This is a genomic window from Sabulicella rubraurantiaca, assembly GCF_017355885.1.
GTDB lineage: Bacteria > Pseudomonadota > Alphaproteobacteria > Acetobacterales > Acetobacteraceae > Roseococcus > Roseococcus rubraurantiacus.
On record NZ_JAFEUU010000003.1, the window covers coordinates 306,378 to 323,573 of the forward strand.

General features: G+C 71.5%; 16 protein-coding genes. 9 read left to right on the top strand and 7 right to left on the bottom strand.

The annotated features are described in order from the left end of the window. From JTJ31_RS08295 to JTJ31_RS08305, 3 genes are read left to right on the top strand one after another with little or no spacing between them, the layout of a single operon-like run. Nucleotides 1-678, top strand: coding sequence for a 3-oxoacid CoA-transferase subunit B (locus JTJ31_RS08295; RefSeq protein WP_207538156.1), 678 nt, complete (start codon nt 1-3; stop codon nt 676-678). Next, on the top strand, nt 675-1,811 hold the full coding sequence (locus tag JTJ31_RS08300) for an AI-2E family transporter (protein WP_207538157.1): 1,137 nt from the start codon (nt 675-677) through the stop codon (nt 1,809-1,811). Before JTJ31_RS08295 ends, JTJ31_RS08300 begins: the two co-directional genes overlap by 4 nt. A gap of 4 nt (nt 1,812-1,815) precedes the next feature. Beyond that, on the top strand, nt 1,816-3,543 hold the full coding sequence (locus JTJ31_RS08305) for a SulP family inorganic anion transporter (protein ID WP_207538158.1): 1,728 nt from the start codon (nt 1,816-1,818) through the stop codon (nt 3,541-3,543). An 18-nt stretch (nt 3,544-3,561) separates the two neighbouring features. Here JTJ31_RS08305 and JTJ31_RS08310 read toward each other — a convergent pair whose 3' ends face one another. The 6 genes from JTJ31_RS08310 to JTJ31_RS08335 form a co-directional block, all read right to left on the bottom strand. Continuing rightward, the gene (locus tag JTJ31_RS08310; protein WP_207538159.1) at nt 3,562-4,569 is read right to left on the bottom strand and encodes a hypothetical protein; all 1,008 of its coding nucleotides are present in this window, start codon (nt 4,567-4,569) and stop codon (nt 3,562-3,564) included. An 8-nt stretch (nt 4,570-4,577) separates the two neighbouring features. Further along, nucleotides 4,578-5,462, bottom strand: a complete 885-nt coding sequence (locus tag JTJ31_RS08315; RefSeq protein ID WP_207538160.1) for a hypothetical protein — start codon at nt 5,460-5,462, stop codon at nt 4,578-4,580. Nucleotides 5,463-5,711: 249 nt separating this feature from the next. Beyond that, on the bottom strand, nt 5,712-6,107 hold the full coding sequence (locus JTJ31_RS08320) for a potassium channel family protein (RefSeq protein ID WP_207538161.1): 396 nt from the start codon (nt 6,105-6,107) through the stop codon (nt 5,712-5,714). Between the two features lie 157 nt (nt 6,108-6,264). After that, entirely contained in the window at nt 6,265-6,987 is a 723-nt protein-coding gene (locus JTJ31_RS08325) for a CBS domain-containing protein (protein WP_207538162.1), read from the bottom strand. A 334-nt stretch (nt 6,988-7,321) separates the two neighbouring features. Next, on the bottom strand, nt 7,322-8,293 hold the full coding sequence (locus JTJ31_RS08330; protein WP_207538163.1) for a helix-turn-helix domain-containing protein: 972 nt from the start codon (nt 8,291-8,293) through the stop codon (nt 7,322-7,324). 230 nt (nt 8,294-8,523) lie between these two features. After that, nucleotides 8,524-9,507: an AraC family transcriptional regulator gene (locus JTJ31_RS08335; RefSeq protein WP_207538164.1), complete on the bottom strand. Its 984-nt coding sequence runs from the start codon at nt 9,505-9,507 to the stop codon at nt 8,524-8,526. A 336-nt stretch (nt 9,508-9,843) separates the two neighbouring features. Between JTJ31_RS08335 and JTJ31_RS08340 the strand changes: the two genes are divergently transcribed. Continuing rightward, nucleotides 9,844-10,272, top strand: coding sequence for a Rap1a/Tai family immunity protein (locus tag JTJ31_RS08340; RefSeq protein WP_207538165.1), 429 nt, complete (start codon nt 9,844-9,846; stop codon nt 10,270-10,272). A gap of 16 nt (nt 10,273-10,288) precedes the next feature. Then, nucleotides 10,289-10,567, top strand: coding sequence for a YMGG-like glycine zipper-containing protein (locus JTJ31_RS08345; RefSeq protein ID WP_207538166.1), 279 nt, complete (start codon nt 10,289-10,291; stop codon nt 10,565-10,567). Nucleotides 10,568-10,638: 71 nt separating this feature from the next. On the opposite strand, the gene JTJ31_RS08350 is transcribed toward JTJ31_RS08345, so the two are convergent. Beyond that, complete coding sequence (locus JTJ31_RS08350) at nt 10,639-11,589, bottom strand: helix-turn-helix domain-containing protein (protein ID WP_207538167.1); 951 nt, start codon at nt 11,587-11,589, stop codon at nt 10,639-10,641. A gap of 244 nt (nt 11,590-11,833) precedes the next feature. Here JTJ31_RS08350 and JTJ31_RS08355 point away from each other — a divergent pair, with 244 nt between their 5' ends. From JTJ31_RS08355 to JTJ31_RS08370, 4 genes are all read left to right on the top strand, one after another. Continuing rightward, entirely contained in the window at nt 11,834-12,676 is an 843-nt protein-coding gene (locus tag JTJ31_RS08355) for a hypothetical protein (protein WP_207538168.1), read from the top strand. Between the two features lie 332 nt (nt 12,677-13,008). Further along, the gene (locus JTJ31_RS08360; RefSeq protein WP_207538169.1) at nt 13,009-14,193 is read left to right on the top strand and encodes a patatin-like phospholipase family protein; all 1,185 of its coding nucleotides are present in this window, start codon (nt 13,009-13,011) and stop codon (nt 14,191-14,193) included. A gap of 139 nt (nt 14,194-14,332) precedes the next feature. Then, nucleotides 14,333-16,180 (top strand): DUF3300 domain-containing protein, encoded by a 1,848-nt coding sequence (locus JTJ31_RS24970; protein ID WP_268957031.1) that lies wholly within the window; start codon nt 14,333-14,335, stop codon nt 16,178-16,180. Continuing rightward, complete coding sequence (locus tag JTJ31_RS08370; RefSeq protein ID WP_236019976.1) at nt 16,177-17,181, top strand: DUF2950 domain-containing protein; 1,005 nt, start codon at nt 16,177-16,179, stop codon at nt 17,179-17,181. The genes JTJ31_RS24970 and JTJ31_RS08370 overlap by 4 nt, the downstream gene beginning before the upstream one ends. The last annotated feature ends 15 nt before the right edge of the window (nt 17,182-17,196 follow it).

Consider the following 17,196-nt stretch of genomic DNA (forward strand, 5'->3'; position numbering starts at 1 on the left):
ATGGACGCGAAGGAATTGATCGCACGGCGCGTCGCCCTTGAGCTGCACAACCGCACCCTGGTCAATCTCGGCATCGGCCTGCCGACCCTGGTTGCGCGGTACGTGCCGCCGGGCATCCGCGTGGCCTTCCAGAGCGAGAACGGCATACTGGGCTTCGACACCCGGCCGCCGGAGGGGATGGAGAACCCAGACCTGACCGATGCCGGCGGCAGTCCCATCTCCGCCCTGCCGGGCGCGTGGAGCTTCGACAGCGCGACCTCCTTCGCGCTGATCCGTGGCGGCCACCTGGACATGACGGTGCTCGGCGGCCTTCAGGTAGATGCAGCGGGACGACTGGCGAACTGGATGGTGCCGGGAAGGATGGTGGCCGGCATGGGCGGGGCGATGGACCTCGTCGTCGGTGCGCGCCGGGTGGTGGTCGCCATGCAGCACGCCGCGAAGGGCGAGCCGAAGATCGTCCCGGAGCTGACCCTGCCGCCGACCGCTGCACGGCGCATCACGCTGGTGGTCACCGATCTGGCGGTGATCGAGCCGACGGACGAGGGGCTGCTGCTGCGCGAGCGCGCGCCAGGCGTGACCGTGGACCAGATTGTCGCGGCGACGGGCGCGCAGATGCTGATTCGGGGCACGGTGCCCGAGATGCCGATCGCGCCGGCTCCCGAGGGAGCGCCGGGGTGAGCGCCCCGCCGGTGAACGAGGCCCGGCGCGAAGCGGCAGGTCCGGACCGCGTGGCCGTTGCCGGCGCGAACGGAACGGTGACGCTCATCGAGCGCGCCTTCGTCCTGCTCCTCATCGGCGGCCTGCTGCTCGGCGTCCTGGCAGTCCTGTGGCCCTTCGGCACAGCCATCCTCTTCGCGACGGTCCTGGCGATCGCCACGTGGCCACTGCGGACGGCCATGGTGCGGCGCGGCGTGTCGCGCGGGCTCGCCGCCACGTTGATGTGCCTCGCGGCCCTGCTGGTCGTCGGCCTTCCCGCCCTCGTCGCCGCACCGCGCCTGACCGCGCAGGTGTCAGGGCTGAATGCGAATGTCGCGGCAGCGTTCAACGCCCTGCCCGACTCGCCGCCCGGGTGGCTATCCGGTCTTCCGGTCGTCGGGGCCAGGGCGACCGGAGTCTGGGCGGCCGTGGCGGCGGCCGAGGGCGACCTGTACACGCTGCTCGCCCCCTACGCGGAGACGCTGCGGCGCGGCGTGGTGGCGGCCGCATCCGCCCTCGCGGAAAGCGCGCTGGAGTTCCTGCTCAGCATCATCGTCGCCGGCATGCTGTGGGCGAGGGGCGACGCCGTGCAGGAGGCCCTCCGGGACGTCGCGCTCCGCCTCGGCGGCGATGCAGCGGTCGGGGCGCTGGAAACCGCCAGCGGCGCGCTGCGCGGCGTCGCCTATGGCGTCGTCGGCACCGCGCTGATCCAGGGGCTGCTGATGGCGACAGGTGCGTGGATCGCCGGCGTGCCGGGCGCCGTCCTCCTCGGCTTCCTCGTGCTGCTTCTGGCGATCAGCCAGGTCGGCGCGATCCTGCTTCCCCTGGTGTGGGGCGGCGCCGGGTGGTGGCTCTTCCAGCGCGACGAATCGGGCTGGGGCGTGTTCATGCTCGTTTGGGGATTCCTCCTTGTCACGATGAGCGACAACGTGCTGCGGCCCTGGCTGATCAGCCGCGGCCTGACGATGCCGATGACGCTGGTCATCCTTGGCGTGTTCGGCGGGTTCGTCTCCCTCGGCTTCCTCGGACTCTTCGTCGGGCCGGCGCTCCTCGCGGTCGCGTTCACCTTGCTGCAGGCCTGGCGGGGCCAGCTGCCAGCAACCTTCGAGAGCTGAGGCCATGCCCGCGGACGCACCGGCGGAGGTGGCGGCGGGGCGCGCGGAACGGGCCACGCGGCGCCTCGGTCTGCCGGTTCTCTCCTGGCTGCCGGGCTACGCGCCGGCCTGGCTGCCGCAGGACGCCGTCGCCGGAGTCACGCTGGCCGCCTACGCGATCCCTGTCGCACTGGCCTACGCCGCGCTCGCCGGCCTGCCGCCGCAGCTCGGCATCTACGGTTACCTGCTCGGGGGCCTCGGCTATGCCCTGTTCGGCTCCTCGCGCCACCTGGCCATCGGGCCGACCTCGGCGATCTCCCTGATGGTGGGCGCAGGGGCCGCAGCGATCGCCGGCGGCGATCCCGCCATGCACGCCGCCGTGGCGACGCTCACGGCCTTCGCCGTCGCGGTGATCTGCCTCGTCGCATGGGGCGCCCGGCTCAGCGCCCTGGTCAAGCTGATCAGCAACAGCGTGCTGGTCGGGTTCCGCTTCGGCGCGGGGCTGACGATCTCCATGACGCAGCTCCCTGCCCTGTTCGGCGTCCCGGGCGGCGGGCGGGACTTCATCGAGCGGGCGTGGCTCCTGCTCGGCCAGCTCGGCGAGGTGAATCCCTACGCCCTCGCCCTCGGCCTGGCGGCGCTGATTGCGCTCGTCGCGGGGGGGCACCTGCTGCCCGGCAAGCCGGTCGCGCTCGCCGTGGTCGTGCTGGCGATCGCCGCGGTGCCTGCGCTGGGCCTGGCCGGCCACATCGCGGTGACCGGCGCCATCCCGCCGGGTTTGCCCGAGATCGGCCTGCCCCAGCTCCGCCTGCGCGACGTGCCCGACCTCTTCCCCCTCGCGGCCGGCTGCGTGCTGCTGGCCTATATCGAGGGCGTCTCGGCGGCGCGCAGCTTCGCCGAGAAGCATGGCTACGCCATCAATGCGCGCCGCGAGTTCCTCGGCCTCGGCGCGGCGAACCTGCTCGCCGGGCTGGGGCACAGCTACCCGGTGGCTGGCGGGCTGTCGCAATCCGCGGTGAACGAGAAGGCGGGCGCGCGGTCGCCCCTCTCGCTGGTTTTCGCCTCGGCTACCCTCGCCCTCTGCCTCATCTTCCTGACGGGGCCGCTGGCCTACCTGCCGAAGGCGGTGCTCGCGGCCATCGTGCTGACCGCGGTCGCGGGCCTCATCGACGTGGGCGCGATGGCGCGACTGTGGCGGGTCAGTCGCCTCGACTTCGCCGCAGCTTCCTGCGCGCTGGCCGGCGTGCTGCTGCTCGGCATCCTGCAGGGTGTGCTGCTGGCGGCGCTGGCCTCGGTCCTCATGGTCCTCGCCCGCGGGACGCGGCCGCACGTCGCCGTGCTCGGGCGCATCCCCGGCACGAGGCAATTCGGCGACCGTGGACTGCACCCCGAGAACGAGCCGATCCCCGGTGTGCTGGCCGTCCGGCCGGAGGGGGCGCTCATCTACCTCGGCGCGGAGCATGTCGAGGAGGCCGTCATGGCTGCGGTCGATGCCGCGCCGGCGGGGGCGCTCCGCACCGTCGTGTGCGACCTCTCCGCCACGCCGAACATGGATTTCTCGGGGGCGCAGGCGCTGCGGCGGCTGCACGCGGCGCTCGCTGCACGCGGCATCGCGCTGCGGCTGGTCGGCGCGCATGGCCGCGTGCGCGAGGTGCTCAGGCGCGACGGCATCGCGGTCCTGGCTGGCGGCGGAGACCGCGGCGACACGCTGGAAGGCTTCGCAATGGGAGACGCGGCGGGACAGGCGCGCTGACCGCGGCGCCGCGATTCTTCAGAAACTGATGCCCAGGCCGAAGGACACGCCAGTCACACCCTTGTCGGCGAAGAGGTACCGCGCGACGAGGCGGACGCGCGACAGATTGATGCCCGCCAGACCGACCTCGTGGCGGCCGACATCGAACTCGATGCCGCCGCCGAGCTTCACCGCCCATCCAAAGCCGAGCGCTTGGCGCTGGTCGCCCAGATAGGTCGTCGCCGAACCGTCCAGCACCCAGCGCACCGGCCGGCCGAAGGCCTCCCACCCGGTGGGCCAGCGGTACCGGGCCCACAGGCCCAGCGTCCTCGCAGTGGTGTTGCCGCGCGCGGCCGCCAGCGTGTCGCCGAAGGTCTCCAGCCTGATCTGCGTGTAGCGGAGCTCGACGTCGATGTCCCGCGCCGGGCGGTGATCGTAGTAGGCGAGCATCAGGGACCCGCCATAGCCGCCGACATTGGCGTGCACGGAGCGGAGCCGGGAGAACTCGACGTCGCTGCGGTTGTCCACGAAGGCTGCGAACAGGGAGGAGTCGCTGGCCGCGTAGCCGAGCGAGCCGTTCAGGATGGGCCGGAGGACCAGGTGATCGGTCAGGCGAATGTCCCACCCCACCCCGAGCGTCGCGGCAGCGTTGTTCCACCGCAGCGGAAGCTGTCGCGCGCCCGCGCCGGTGAGCAGCGTGCGCGGGTCGTAGCGGGCATAGCCGACATAGCTCTCGAGGAAGAGCGGGAACGAGTTGCTCACCGTGAAGCCGAAGCCGAACTGGCCGAGGGTCAGGGCTGGCGCGGCTTCCCGGCCGCCTGGGTTGGACGAGGCGCGGTTCACGGTGATGGCATTGGAGGATCCGTCGGGCGTGACGTTGTAGCCCATGAGCGCGAGCACGCCGCCCGGCCTTGGCCGAAGGCTGGCGATGGCCTCGCGGACCTGGTCGCGGGCAGTGCCGTCGCCCGCCTGCCCCGCTGCGGGAGGAGCCCAGGCGAGCCACGCCAGCACCATGGCCGGTCCCGCGATGGCCCACCGACGAGGCAATGGCGGCATCATCGCGCGTGCGGGCGGCGCTGCCGCGATGCCGGCTCGGTGGATGGTGGCGGCGCGGGCGGCGGAGGCGGGCAGGGCGCAGCATCCGGCAGCCCGCCGGGAGTTCTCGGCAGAAAGGCGGCGAGGCGCATGAGCTGATCTCGCGTGGCCCGGACCTGCCGCGCCGTCTCCTCCTGCGGCAGGCGCGAGGCGCGTTCGTTCAGCAGCGCATGACCCTCTCCGACCTGGAGGAGCGCGCGGGCGTAGAGTGCGCGCGAGGCTTCCCGTGCGGCGAACTCGCGGTCGCGCAGGGCGGCGACGTCGCGCACCGCCTGCTGGGCCGCCGGATCGTGCGTCGCCCGCACCAACGCGGCATAGGCCTCGGCAGTCGCGGTCCGGTGCGGAGCGTCGGCCTCGTCAGGCGGCAGCACCGCGGCGAGCGCTGCAACGAGGGTTTGAACATCGCTGTCGGCCGCCTTGATCATGTCAGCGAGCTGCGGTGCCTGCGCGTTCCTGATGGTCGCTTCCCGCAGAAGGGCGCCGAGCGCCGCGACGGCGTGGCTCCCCGCTTCGCTCACGGTGGCCGCCCGCGGCACCAGGTGATAGGCGAAAGGGTTCTCGCGATAGGGCAGGGCGCCGTCATCCGCGAGGATGGTGAGCGCCCGGAGGTAGGTCGTGAGCGCCTCCTGCATGGCGCGAAGGCCGAGGCGCCGCGGATCCTCAGGCGCCCAGCTCACCTCGGCCGGCGCGCAGACGACGGCGACGACCGGATAGTCCACGGTCGTGCTTGCGGTCCCGGCCCAATCCCGGACAGGTGTGTAGTCCGGCCAGCTGCAGGCAGCCGAGAGGAGGGTGAGTGCGATGGCGGCCACTGGCGCGATGCTTGCCCTCGGGGGCGGCGCCACGGCTTCCTTCGTCGCAGCTGCGCCGGTATGGCGCAAACGGCCTTCCGCGGTCACATCGCCTCCTCGTCCACACATGACGCGCCGGAGGCATCCGGGTAGGGGCTGTTCCGTCCAACCGCCATTCCGGGCGCCGCTCGACGCTGAGCCGCCTCGGACCCGCGGATCTGCCCTTTGGCCGCAGTCTCCGAGCTGGAAATCGTATCGGGATTTTCCGCCCGAATCATGCGCTTTCCGCCAAGCGTGGCGCGGCTACGCCTCGCTTCCATCGGCTCGGCTGCGCGCCGTGGCGCCGTCACCCTCCGTCCCGTGCGTTACGCGCTTGCCGCCCGCCGTCGCCTCATAGGCTCTCACGGCCAGGGCGGCGACGAGCCCAGCCGCCGCGATGCCCAGCAACCCGATCGCCGCGGCGAGGAGCTTCGTCAGCGGTAGGCTCGGGGTGAGGTCCCCGTAGCCGATCGTCAGGCTGGTCACCGCGGCGAAGTAGAGCCCCTGGCCGAAGCCCCATCCCTCGATCGCGCCTACGGTCGCACCCAGACCCGCGATGACCGCCAGGAGCGCGGACAGGATCGGCCAGAGGACGCCCAGCTCCTGGACGAGGGCGCGGAGGAAGGCACGTCGGACCTGCGCAACATCGTGCAGCGTCATGGGTGACCGCCTCCCCGTCGCAGGCTGCCCGTGCCTGCACGCCCCGACGGTTCCGGTCGGCGTTGTAGGCAGCGGTGAAGCCCCGTGCCGCCACGCCGCGGCCCGCGCACTGCGTGACGGGCAGGGGCGGCTCAATCCAGGGCCGGCGGGCCGTGCCTCAGCGCGTGATGCGCAGCAGCAGGGGCATCGGCGCCAGCTTGTCCACGACGGAGGCGACACCCGGCACGCCCTCGGCCAGCACGCGCAAGGCCCCCCGGGCCGCGTCGCTGCGGGCAAAGCCGTGCAGCGTCACCACGCCGTTGGCGACGTGCGGATAGACCCAGAAGGTATCGGTCCAAGGTTGATCGTGCAGCGCGTCCGTGACGGCGCGCAGCAGCCCCGCGTCGTTGCCAGCCCGCCCGGCTGCGGTGGCGGATTCAGTCCGGTTCTCCGTCTCCACCTGGTGCAACAAGGCCCGCAGCAAATCGGCGCGGGACACCAGCCCCGCCAGCTTTCCGCCCTCCACGACAAGGACGCGGCGAATATTGCGCTGCTCCATTAGCCGCGCGATCCGGTCGGCCGGCGCGTCGCCGGTCACCGTGACGAGATCCTTCGACATCACGTCGCGCGCCGTCCTGCCGCGCGCCTTGGCGAAGCGCTGAGCCGCAGGCTCCTTGTCGCGGAACATGTCGAAGAACCAGGTAACCGGTCCGCGCCGTGGTTCCTCGGCAAGGCGGCGAATCAGGTCGCCCTCGGTCACGATGCCCAGCGGCGCGCCGTCCGGGCCGACCACCGGCGCCGCGGAGATGCCACGCCCGGCCAGGAGTTCGGCGACTGCGGTCACCGGCATCTCCGGCGGGACGACCACGAGGGCGGTGGACATCAGCTCCTTCGCGTTCACGGCGCTCGCCTCCCTCGCGCATCTTCGGCGGGGACTGTCCCGCGCCGTGTCCCCAGAGCGCGCAAGACTGTCACGGCAACGCGCGCCGGGACGGAGCAGTGCGGTGTGGGCACGCGGCCAACCTAGCCAGAGGTGATCCCGACGCGAACCGCGGAGGCTATCGGAAATCGCGGTAACTTGCCGCCGCTCAGGATCAGTCCTCAGAGGAGGATCCTTCGCGTTGCGGCCACGCTATCATGCGATCGTCCTGGCGCTCGGTGAAGCGGGATGTCGGGTGCCGCGTCGGCTTCCCTTGCGCGCGCTGCCGGCTGTTGCGCCGGTGCGTCTCACAGCATCAGTTGACTGACCCTGCCTCCAGGACCGCAAGGCCCCGTGCGCGCGCCAGGGTCTCGGACGGCGTCTCGCCGAAGGCGGCGCGGTAGTCGTGCGAGAACTGGCCCAGGTGCCAGAAGCCGTGCGACAGCGCGACGGATTTCACCAAGGGCACCGGCCCATCCCGGTCGCGCAGCACGGCGCGAACCATGTGCAGGCGCCGGTACTTCAGGAAGCGGTGGGGGCTGACCAGAAACACGGCGCGGAACGCCTCGGAGAGGGCGGTGGCGGAGACGCCAAGCGCGTCGCATAGCTCGTCCGTGTAGATCGGGTGGTCGAGATGCGCCTGCAGATAAGCATCGGCCGCGACGACGATCCGATGCCGCCCGCGGGAGGCGCGCGGGATCCGGACCGTGGCGGACGACCCCTCCTCGCTGACGGCGCTGGCGAGCAGTTCGCGCCCGGCGTCCAGGACAGCGTGGCGCAGCGCGCGGCGGGGCTGTTCGTTCTCGAAGATGTCGGGGCTCTCCGTCGCTGTCCGCTCGGCCGTCTGCACCACGCGTGCCATCCGGTCCCAGGCTTCCTGGGTCGCCGTGGCATAGGCATGGGATCCGGGCCGGAACGGCGCTGCCCATCCCAGGGGGGTCAGGAGCGCCTCTGCGTTTCCCCGAGGCAGGGTGAGCGCCGCATAGCGCGAGTCCCGCGGGCTCGCCCTGAGCAACTCGGACCCTTCGCTATAGATTCCGAACATGCGCCGCTGGGCCTGCATGCCGTTGAGCAGCAGCGTGCCCGCATGCGCGAGAGGAATCTGCAGGACGGCCATACCGGGATTGGGCGTGGCAAAGCCCAGGAACGGCGTGCTCCGCCCGACCTGCAACGCCATGTCGCCCAGGCGGAAGGTGGTGGTGGCAACCTCGAACGGGCCGGAGCCGAGCGGCACGATCCGGTAGGAGGTGCCGGGCACTGCCTGCACCGCTTCTTCAGGTTCGCGCATCACTCGTGCTTCGACGGTCCGGCGCTTGGCGCCCGCCTGCGGATCATCATCCGAAGCCATAAGCATAGACGTTACAGCTGCATCATCCATATGCTTAAGAAATTTTCTTTACCAAATCGCAACCTGCGTTTGGACGGTCCTTGCACCGCCGCGGCGAGCGACCCAAAGGAGCGCCTGGGAGGCGCAGGGCATCGTGCCCAGCCTGTCCGATGCGGAGACCTCCGAGGGCTCTAGGCCCGCCGTCGCTCCTCGCCGTTCCGGGCCACCTCCGCTCCAAGGAGATCATCCAGCTGCTCACCAAAGGTCTGCTGGAAGTCGCGCGCCAAGCGGTCGAGATCCCAGAACCCATGGGCGAGCGCGATGGATCTGGGCGGGATGCCTTCCTCGAGCGCGCGACGGATCGCCGTGCGCAGCATCGTCAGCCGCCGCAGAAGGATATAGCGCTGCGTGCCCATGCCGAAGGTCTCGCGGATGGCCCGCCGCAGGCGGTCCGCGGGAACGCCGAGCGCGGCGGCGAGATCCACGGCAGTCGAGACGTGGCTCGATGCGGCGCGCAGGATCTCGTCGGCGGCCAGGATGAGTCGCCGCCGCGCGGCAGAGGACCACAAGATCCGCGTTGGCTCCCCGTCGAGCGGACCGACGAGCAACTCGTGAGTCGCTTCCAGCACCGAGGCGCGGAGCGAGCGGCGCGCCTCCTCGACCTCGAACACCTCGGGATCGGTGGCGGCGACCTCGGCGGCGTCGCGCATCAGCCTCGCGGCCCCAGACCACGCGGCCGGATCGCAGACCAGCATCGCCGCCGCCCCGGGCCGGTGAACCGGCGAACTGCGCGCCAGATCGAGGCGGTCCAGCGTTGGCGTCCGCAGCGCCACCATCGCCCAGGCGAAATCGGCGTGGCTGGCGCTGTCGAAGCCCGCGCCGTCGACATATGTCGCAACGGAGTGCGGCCGCGCCGGGGCACCGTTGAACAGGAAGGCGCCGTCATGGCGCAGCGGCAGCACCATCAGAAGCACGCCATCGGGAGAGGCGCCCTGCACGAGCACCGGCGTGCTCTGCCCGATCCGGATGGTGACATCGCCGAGCCCCAGATCCGTCGTCTCCATGGAGAAGGGGCCGGGCCGGAGTGGGCAGGCCACCCGGGACCCGACAGTCAGCCGGCCGTGCAGCTCATCCACATCGGAGAGCCGGACCACCTGAGTTCCCACGAAATTCATCACCTGATGCTAACGTGTCATACGGCCACGCCTCAATGTCGGACGTCGGGTGAGAAGTGCCCGCATCCGCGATCGCGTATCGCAGTCTGGGGCATGCAAAGCCTGCCCAGCTCCAGCCTCCATGGGCCGGCGACCCGGGCTGCGGCGTCTCGCCTCGGTGTGGCTGCGACACAAGCGGATATTGACATGGTTCTGCCTATCTCACGAACGCAGCGGCCGCGTAGCCTCCGACATGCGCGGCGTGCCTGGGCCGGCGGGTCGTGCCAGACCAGCCCAGGCGTGCAGCGGGGATCACCTCGTCTTAGGGGCGAGAGCACAAAAGGGAATCGTGGCCATATGCTTAGATCAGAAACGCCGCGACTGGCCGCCGGGATGCTTGTCCTCGCGGTCGCAGCCGCCGTCACCACACCCGCTTCGGCGCAGCTTTCCGAGCAGACCTTCCGCGGCGGAAGGACCAGCGATCTGGCCGCCCTCTGCTCCGCGAGCGATACCGACCTGGCCGGAACCGCCGCGCGGGCCTGGTGCCAGGGCTTCATCGTGGCGACCGCGCAGTACCACAACTCCGTGGCGGAAGCCGATCCGACGCGCGGTAGGCTCTATTGCGTGCCGGACCCGAACATCACGCTCGACCAGATCCGCGCCTCCTTCGTGAACTGGGCGCGATCGCACCCGGAGCACGCCGGAACGCGGGCCGTGGACGGTCTGGTGCGCTTCGCCAGCGCGACCTGGCCCTGCCCGGTGTCCTCGTCCCGTGTCCGCCGCTGAGCCAGGGAGCATCCCCATGCGCAAGACCTTCACCTCCGCCGCTGCCGCGCTCGCCTTGGTCGGGCTGACGGGTTGTGCGGATCTCAGCCCCACCGCCCAGCGGACCATGACCGGCGGCCTCGGCGGCGCAGCCGGCGGTGCGATCATCGGCGCCATGGCGGGCGACGCCGGCGTCGGCGCGCTTATCGGTGCGGGCGTCGGCGCGGTCGGCGGGTATATTTACGACCAGCACAAGCAGTCGGAGCAGCGCGCCTACTCACGCGGGGTGCAGGCGGGTCGGTCCTCGACGCGGTAGGACCTGGCTCGAAGGGCTGTGGCGGCGGCACGCCGCCGCCGAGCATCCTTGCAGCGCGGTGGGCTATCGGCTCACCGCGCCCTGGCGAGCGTGTCGCTCGGGCTCTCCCCGTAATTCGCGCGGTAGTCATGAGAGAATTGGCCCAGGTGCCAGAAGCCGTGGGAGAGCGCCACCGCCTTGACCGAGCGCCAAGGCGCATCGTGGGCGAGCAGCATCGCACGCACCATCCCCAGGCGGCGCATCTTGAGGTAGCGGTGCGGGCTGACGCCGAAGGTCGCATGGAACGCTTCGTGCAACGCCGAGGCGGAGACGCCGAGCGCCTCGCACAGCTCATCCGTATAGATGGGCCGCGACGGGCAGGCGCAAAGATGTTCCTCCGCGCGCCGTACGACGAGGTGCCGCGTCGTGGCCCGGCGCCGCGCAGGGGCGGGGTTGCAGGGGAAGAGCAGTCCCCGCGCAGCAGAGGCGAGCTCGTCGCGCAGCGCCCGCCGCGGCTCGTGCTGGACCAGCAGGCTGGGGCCGGAGGTGGCAATCTCCTCAAGGTGACGAACGATGGCGGCGAAGTTCCGGTGCGCGCTAGCGTTCGCGCGTGCGACCCGGACTGCGCCGCGCCGCGGGGGCGGCTCGTCCTCGACCCCAAGCGCCGCAGCCCCGGATGGATGCGCCGGATCCGCGCTGACGAAGGCGTAGGCGCAGTCGTCGCGGCAATCGGCGGCCAGCGTTGAGCCGGGTGCGAGCACCGCGACATCCTCATACCCCACCGCGAGACCGTTCCAACGCGTGCCCTGGGCTCCATCCAGGGTTACCAGGCAACCGGACCGCTCCTCCGCCGTTGCGGCCATCAGCAGGACCGGCCGGGTGCGAACGACCTCCACGGCGAGCTCGTCGAGACGGATCGTGGCCACGGAGGCGCCGAAGCCTTCGGCTGGGAGCGCCACCACGCTTGCCTCGAGCGTCCGCAGCGCGGACACGAACTCTTCCACCTCGTCAAACTTGCCGATGCGCGCGCGCGCGTCCTGCATGGCAGCCTCCGTCCGGATCGCCGTTGGCGCCTTGATTTTGCTCAAGATCGTCGTTGCTGTCTTGATCTTCCTCAAGCGCGACGTGGCTGGCCAGTAGCGCGTCGATTTTCGATAGCAGTTCCAGCCCCCCTTCTAGCTCCTCCCGATAGCCTCTCCCCGCATCTATCGATGACGCGTGGAAGGGCGTCGCAAGCCCCACGCGCGCTGGTTGCATGTGGAACCCGCACCGACGCCGGGAGGGCGGATGGCATCGCTGCTCGTCGCCACTTTCGAGGACGATGCCGGAGCGCGAGCCGGCGCCGAGATCCTGCGCACGCTGCATGCGGAGGGAACGGTCACAGTGTACGCCCTGGCCGTCGTTGCGCGCGGGGCGCGGGGCGCGGGGCTGGTGGCGAGCGAGCCGCTGCGCGAGGGGACGAGCCCCTCGGCTCCCGCGCTGGCAGTCGCCATCGCGGGCCTGATCTCGTTGCTGGGCGGGCCGATGCAGGCCGCTGCGCGGACGCTCAGGGCGGGGCTGGTATCGACGGTCCGCGACCTGGAGGAGGCGGGCGTCGACGCCGCCTTCCTCGAGCGGATCGAGCGGGGCCAACTATACGGAGGCAGCGCGGTCCTCGCGGAGGTGGAGCACGGCCGCCAGACGTCGCTCGACGGCCGCCTTGTCGCGTGCGGAGGGCGCGTGCTCTGGCACAGGCTGTCGGAAGCGGCCGCCGAGGAGAGGATCCTGCGCGACATCGCGGAGCTGCGCGAGGATCTGGCCCGGCTGCGCGGCGACATGGCCGAGGCGGGGCCTACGAGTCTGAAGCAGGAGGTCATGCGCGCCCGCAAGCAGGAATTGCGGGAGGCCACGCGCCGCGCTCTGGCCTTCGCGGCCGCGCTCCGCAGGGAGGGCGCCGCGAAGGTCGCCGTGTTGCGCGCGCAGGCGGAGGCGCTGGACGGCGATGCCCGGCTCGCCATCGAGCGACGCGCGGCAGCGGCGCGGACCGCGCTCGAACGGCGCGCCGCGAGGCTTGAACACGCTGCCGAGGACGCGTCTGCAACGCGCCCACCGGCGGGGACGCGCCGGAGCCGCCGCTCTGCCTGCGGATGATTCTCGACACTGATCGCGGTCGTGCGTGCTCGGTGCCCCGCGTAGCTTCACCACCCGCGGCCGGCATCGGGCGCCCCGGTTTGTCCGTCGAACCGGGACGGTCCTGGCGCGGCCGGCCAGTTTCCAGGAGTGGAGGCATGGTGGCCAGTCTCGCTGTTCCCCAAGTCATGCAGGCGACCCATCGATCGGCCCCGGCATCCGAGCCCGGGCGAGATTGGGCTGCGCGTGCTAGGCGGGCGATGGTGCATGCGCTGCTCCGTCTTCGGACTGTGCCGAGGCGCGCAGGTCCTCCCTCCGGCGCAGGCGCACGCGGCAAGGCCGGTTCGCGCTGCGTGTGCGCCCTGCTCCTCACTCTCGTGGCCGGAGGTTGCGCGCTCCAGAGACAGGGCCCCGCCGTACCCCCGCCCGACACCGAACGGGCCACGGTGCTCGGCGGGTTGGCCAATGCGCGGTTCTGGGCCGACACGCAGGTCCCGGAGCTGCGCGCGGAAGTCCTGCGGGCGCTGGAGCGCGAGCGGGCCACCCTCCGCCGCGGCGAGCGTCTCCCGCCGGCCGACCTCCTTGCCATCTCCGGCGGCAGCGACGACGGAGCCTTCGGGGCGGGCCTCCTCGTGGGCTGGACCGAGGCGGGCAACCGGCCGCGGTTCAAGCTGGTCACGGGAGTCAGCACCGGCGCCCTGATCGCCCCCTTCGCCTTCCTCGGTCCCGCCTACGATCCACAACTCCGCGAAGTGTATACCGGCATCCGTCAGTCCGATGTGTTCGTGCGCGAGAGCTACCTGACCATGCCGTTTGGCGAGGCCATCACCGACACCGCTCCGCTGTCCCGCCTGATCGCACGCCACGTGAACGAGCGCATGCTCGCGGACATCGCTGCGGAGTACGCGAAGGGGCGGCTGCTGCTGGTCGGCACGACGAACATGGACGCCATGCGGCCGGTCATTTGGAACGTGGGTGCGATCGCCGCGAGTGGGCGCCCGGGCGCGCTGGACCTCCTTCGGCGCGTCCTGCTCGCCTCGGCCTCCGTCCCGGCCGTCTTCCCGCCGGTCCTCGTCGAGGTCGAGGCCGATGGCCGCCCCTACCAGGAAATGCATGTGGATGGCGGATCGGTCGCGCATCTCTTTCTCTACCCGGCGACGCTCACTTCGGGGCGCGACCTGCGCCGCGGCGCGCTTGCCCGGACGCGGAGAGTATATGTGATCCGCAACGCGCGGCTCGATCCCGAATGGTCTGCGGTGCGGCGCAACGTCTTCAGCATCGCCGGCCGGGCCATCTCGAGCATGATCCACTCCACCGGCGTGAACGACATCGTGCGGGTGCAGGAGATCGCGGCGCGGGACGGGATGGAATTCAATCTGGCCTATATTGGGCCGGACTTCACCGCGACGCGCGAGGAACTCTTCGACCCGGCATACATGCAGGCGCTCTTCAGCTACGCCCGCGATCAAGCACGGCGCGGCTATAGGTGGCGCAACGGCCACCCGCTGCGCACCAACGGAGAGTTGGCCGGACAGTGAAGGCCGAAGATTCCTCGCATCACAGCGCGGAGATGCGCGGAATACCGACAGCGATCCGTTTCGCCCTCCTCGCAGGACGCCTGATACGAAGGTGACCAGCAGCGGGGCAGGGACCCGCCATGCGAACGAGGTGACGCCGATGCAGAGCGATGCGGCGAGATTGCCCAGCTGGCACAGGACCCTGGCCCTGTGCGTAGCGGTCGCCTTTGGCGGCATTTCAGTGGCGGACTGGCGCACCGGACCCGCCTGGGCTCAGGGGACGAGTGCGGGCAGCTCGGCGCCTGCGCCGGCACGACAAGCCGCGCCCGCGGCGAACGAAAACCGGCTGACGCAGCCGCAGCTTGAGCAGCTCCTGGCGCCGATCGCGCTCCATCCGGATACGCTGCTCATGCAGATGCTCATGGCCGCGACCTATCCGCTGGAGGTGGTGCAGGCCGAGCGCTGGCTCGGCAGGGGCAACAACGCCTCGCTGCGCGGCGAGGCCCTTGCGCGCGCCGTGGAGGGGCAGCCCTGGGATGCCAGCGTGAAGTCGCTCGTCCCATTTCCCGATGTGCTGAAGATGATGGCAGAGCAGCTCGAGTGGACGCAGCAGCTCGGCGACGCGGTGCTTGCGCAGCAGCGTGATGTCATGAACGCCATCCAGGTCCTGCGCGGGCGTGCGCAGGCGGCGGGCAGGCTGCAGAGCGGCCCGCAGATGACGGTCAACGTTTCGCAAAACGTGGCCCCGGCTGCGCCGCCGCCGGTCAGCAATGGCGTGGTCACCGGCGGCAGTACGACCGAGGTGCGCCGGGACGTCGTCGTCACCTCCTCCGAACCTTCCGTGGTCGCGCCGCCGCAGCAGATCATCACCATTGAGCCGGCGCAGTCGGATCAGGTCTACGTGCCGGCCTACGACCCTTCGGTGGTGTATGGCAGCTGGCCCTACCCATCCTACCCGCCGGCCTATTACCCGCCGCCCGTCGGGTGGGGCGTGGGCAGCGCGCTGCTCACCGGGATGGCCTTTGCCGGTGGCGTCGCGCTCGTTGGCTCGATGTGGGGCTGGTCGAACCCTGGCTGGAACACCGGCGACATCAACATTGACAACGACCGGGTGCGCAACATCGACCGCTCGCGCTCAGGCAATGTCAGCAACCGGTGGCAGCACAACGCGGAGCACCGGCATGGCGTCGCCTATCGCGGCGACGACGTCCGGCAGCGCTTCCAGGGCGACCGGCCGGACCGCAACGCCGCACGGGACGAGTTCCGGGGCCGCGTAGAAGGTGAACGCGGGAACCGAGGCGATCGCGGCAACCTCGGCGACCGGGGCAATCTCGGCGACCGAGGTGGAGCTGGCGACCGTGCCAACCTTGGCGATCGAGGCGGACCCGGCGACCGGGGAGGCGTCGGCGACCGGGGAGGCGTCGGTGACCGAGGAGGCCCCGGCGATCGCGGTGGACCCGGTGACCGCGGCAACCGGGGCGGAACTGGCGACCGGGCCGCCGCAGGCCGGCCCGGCGGAGGGCAGGCCAGCCGCCCCGCGAACAGGCCAAGCGGCGGCGCCTCGCGGCCGGCGACGGCCGACCGCGGGGCCGGCGGCCGGCAGGGTGGCGTCTCCCATGCACCAAGTGGACGGCCCTCCGTCGGCTCCGGACAGCCGCGCGCGGCGGATCGCCAAGCCGGCGGGTTCGGCGGTGGGGCGCAGGGCTTCCAGGGCATCGGCCAGGGCGCCGACGTGCGGGCCGCCTCGCAGCGTGGCCAGGCCAGCCGCCAGTCCTTTGCGTCAGCCGGGCCAGGGGGCGGCTATGGCGGCGGTGGAGCACGCCCTTCCGCCGGAGCAGGCGGCTATGGCGGCGGGGGCGCGCGAGCCCAAGCGGGCGGGTTCAGCGGTGGCGGTGGGCGGCCTTCGGCCGGAGCGGGCGGGTTCGGCGGTGGCGGCGCGCGCGCTGGTGGCGGCGGAGGTGGCCGCGGTGGTGGAGGTGGCCGCGGTGGCGGCGGGAGGGGCCGATGAGCACGATGCGGGTTTTGCTTCTCGCCGGGACCGTGTCCCTCGCACTCCTGCCGGGCCCCGGCGCGACCCAGACCACGGAGACGCCGACGCCCGTCCCGCCCGCCGGATCGGGTGCCGCGGCTGCGCCGTCTCGGCCGAAGCCCGTGCAGCCGCAGGGGTTCCGGACGGCGGAGGGCGGCTTCGCAGCGATGGCAGAGGCGGCACGCGCGCATGACGAACAGCGCCTGCTCCGCATCCTCGGCGAGGCAGCCCGTCGCCTCCTCCGCTCCGGCGATCCGGTGGAGGACCGTGCCGCGCGCGACCGCTTCGCGGATGCCTATGAGGAGCGGCACGAGGTCGTGATGCACGGCCGCCACGTCGCCTTCCTGGATGTCGGCAATGATCGCTGGCGGCTGCCCATCCCCATGGTCCGGTACAACAATTTCTGGTGGTTCGACGCGCGCCATGGCTCGCAGGAGCTGATCAACCGGCGCATCGGCCGCAACGAGCTGAACACGATCCAGGTGCTGCGCGCGATCGTGGTCGCGCAGGATGACTACGCCCGGGAGGTCGGGCAGCGCGGAGCCCTGCGCGCCTATGCGCGGCGCTTCTTCTCGACGCCAGGAACGCATGACGGGCTTTATTGGCCCTCCGAGGAGGGCCAGGCGGAGAGCCCGCTCGGGCCCCTGCTCGCAGCGGCGGCCGGCACCGCCGCGGGCGCGCAGCGCGCGGCGGGCGACACCGCGCCGCGCCCCTTCCACGGCTATCTCTTCCGCATCCTGGAGTCGCAAGGGCCCGACGCCCCGGGCGGCGCGGCGGAGTTCGTGGTGAGCGGCCTGATGATCGGCGGCTTCGCCGTGATCGCGGTGCCGGCGCAGTATGGCGTCACCGGGATCCAGACCTTTCAGGTGAGCCACGCCGGCGTCGTGTACCAGCGCAACCTCGGGCCAGACACGACGCGAATCGCCAGCGGCATCACCGCCTTCAACCCGGGGCCCGGCTGGGAAAGGGTCCAGGAGTAAAATGCGTGCTGCACT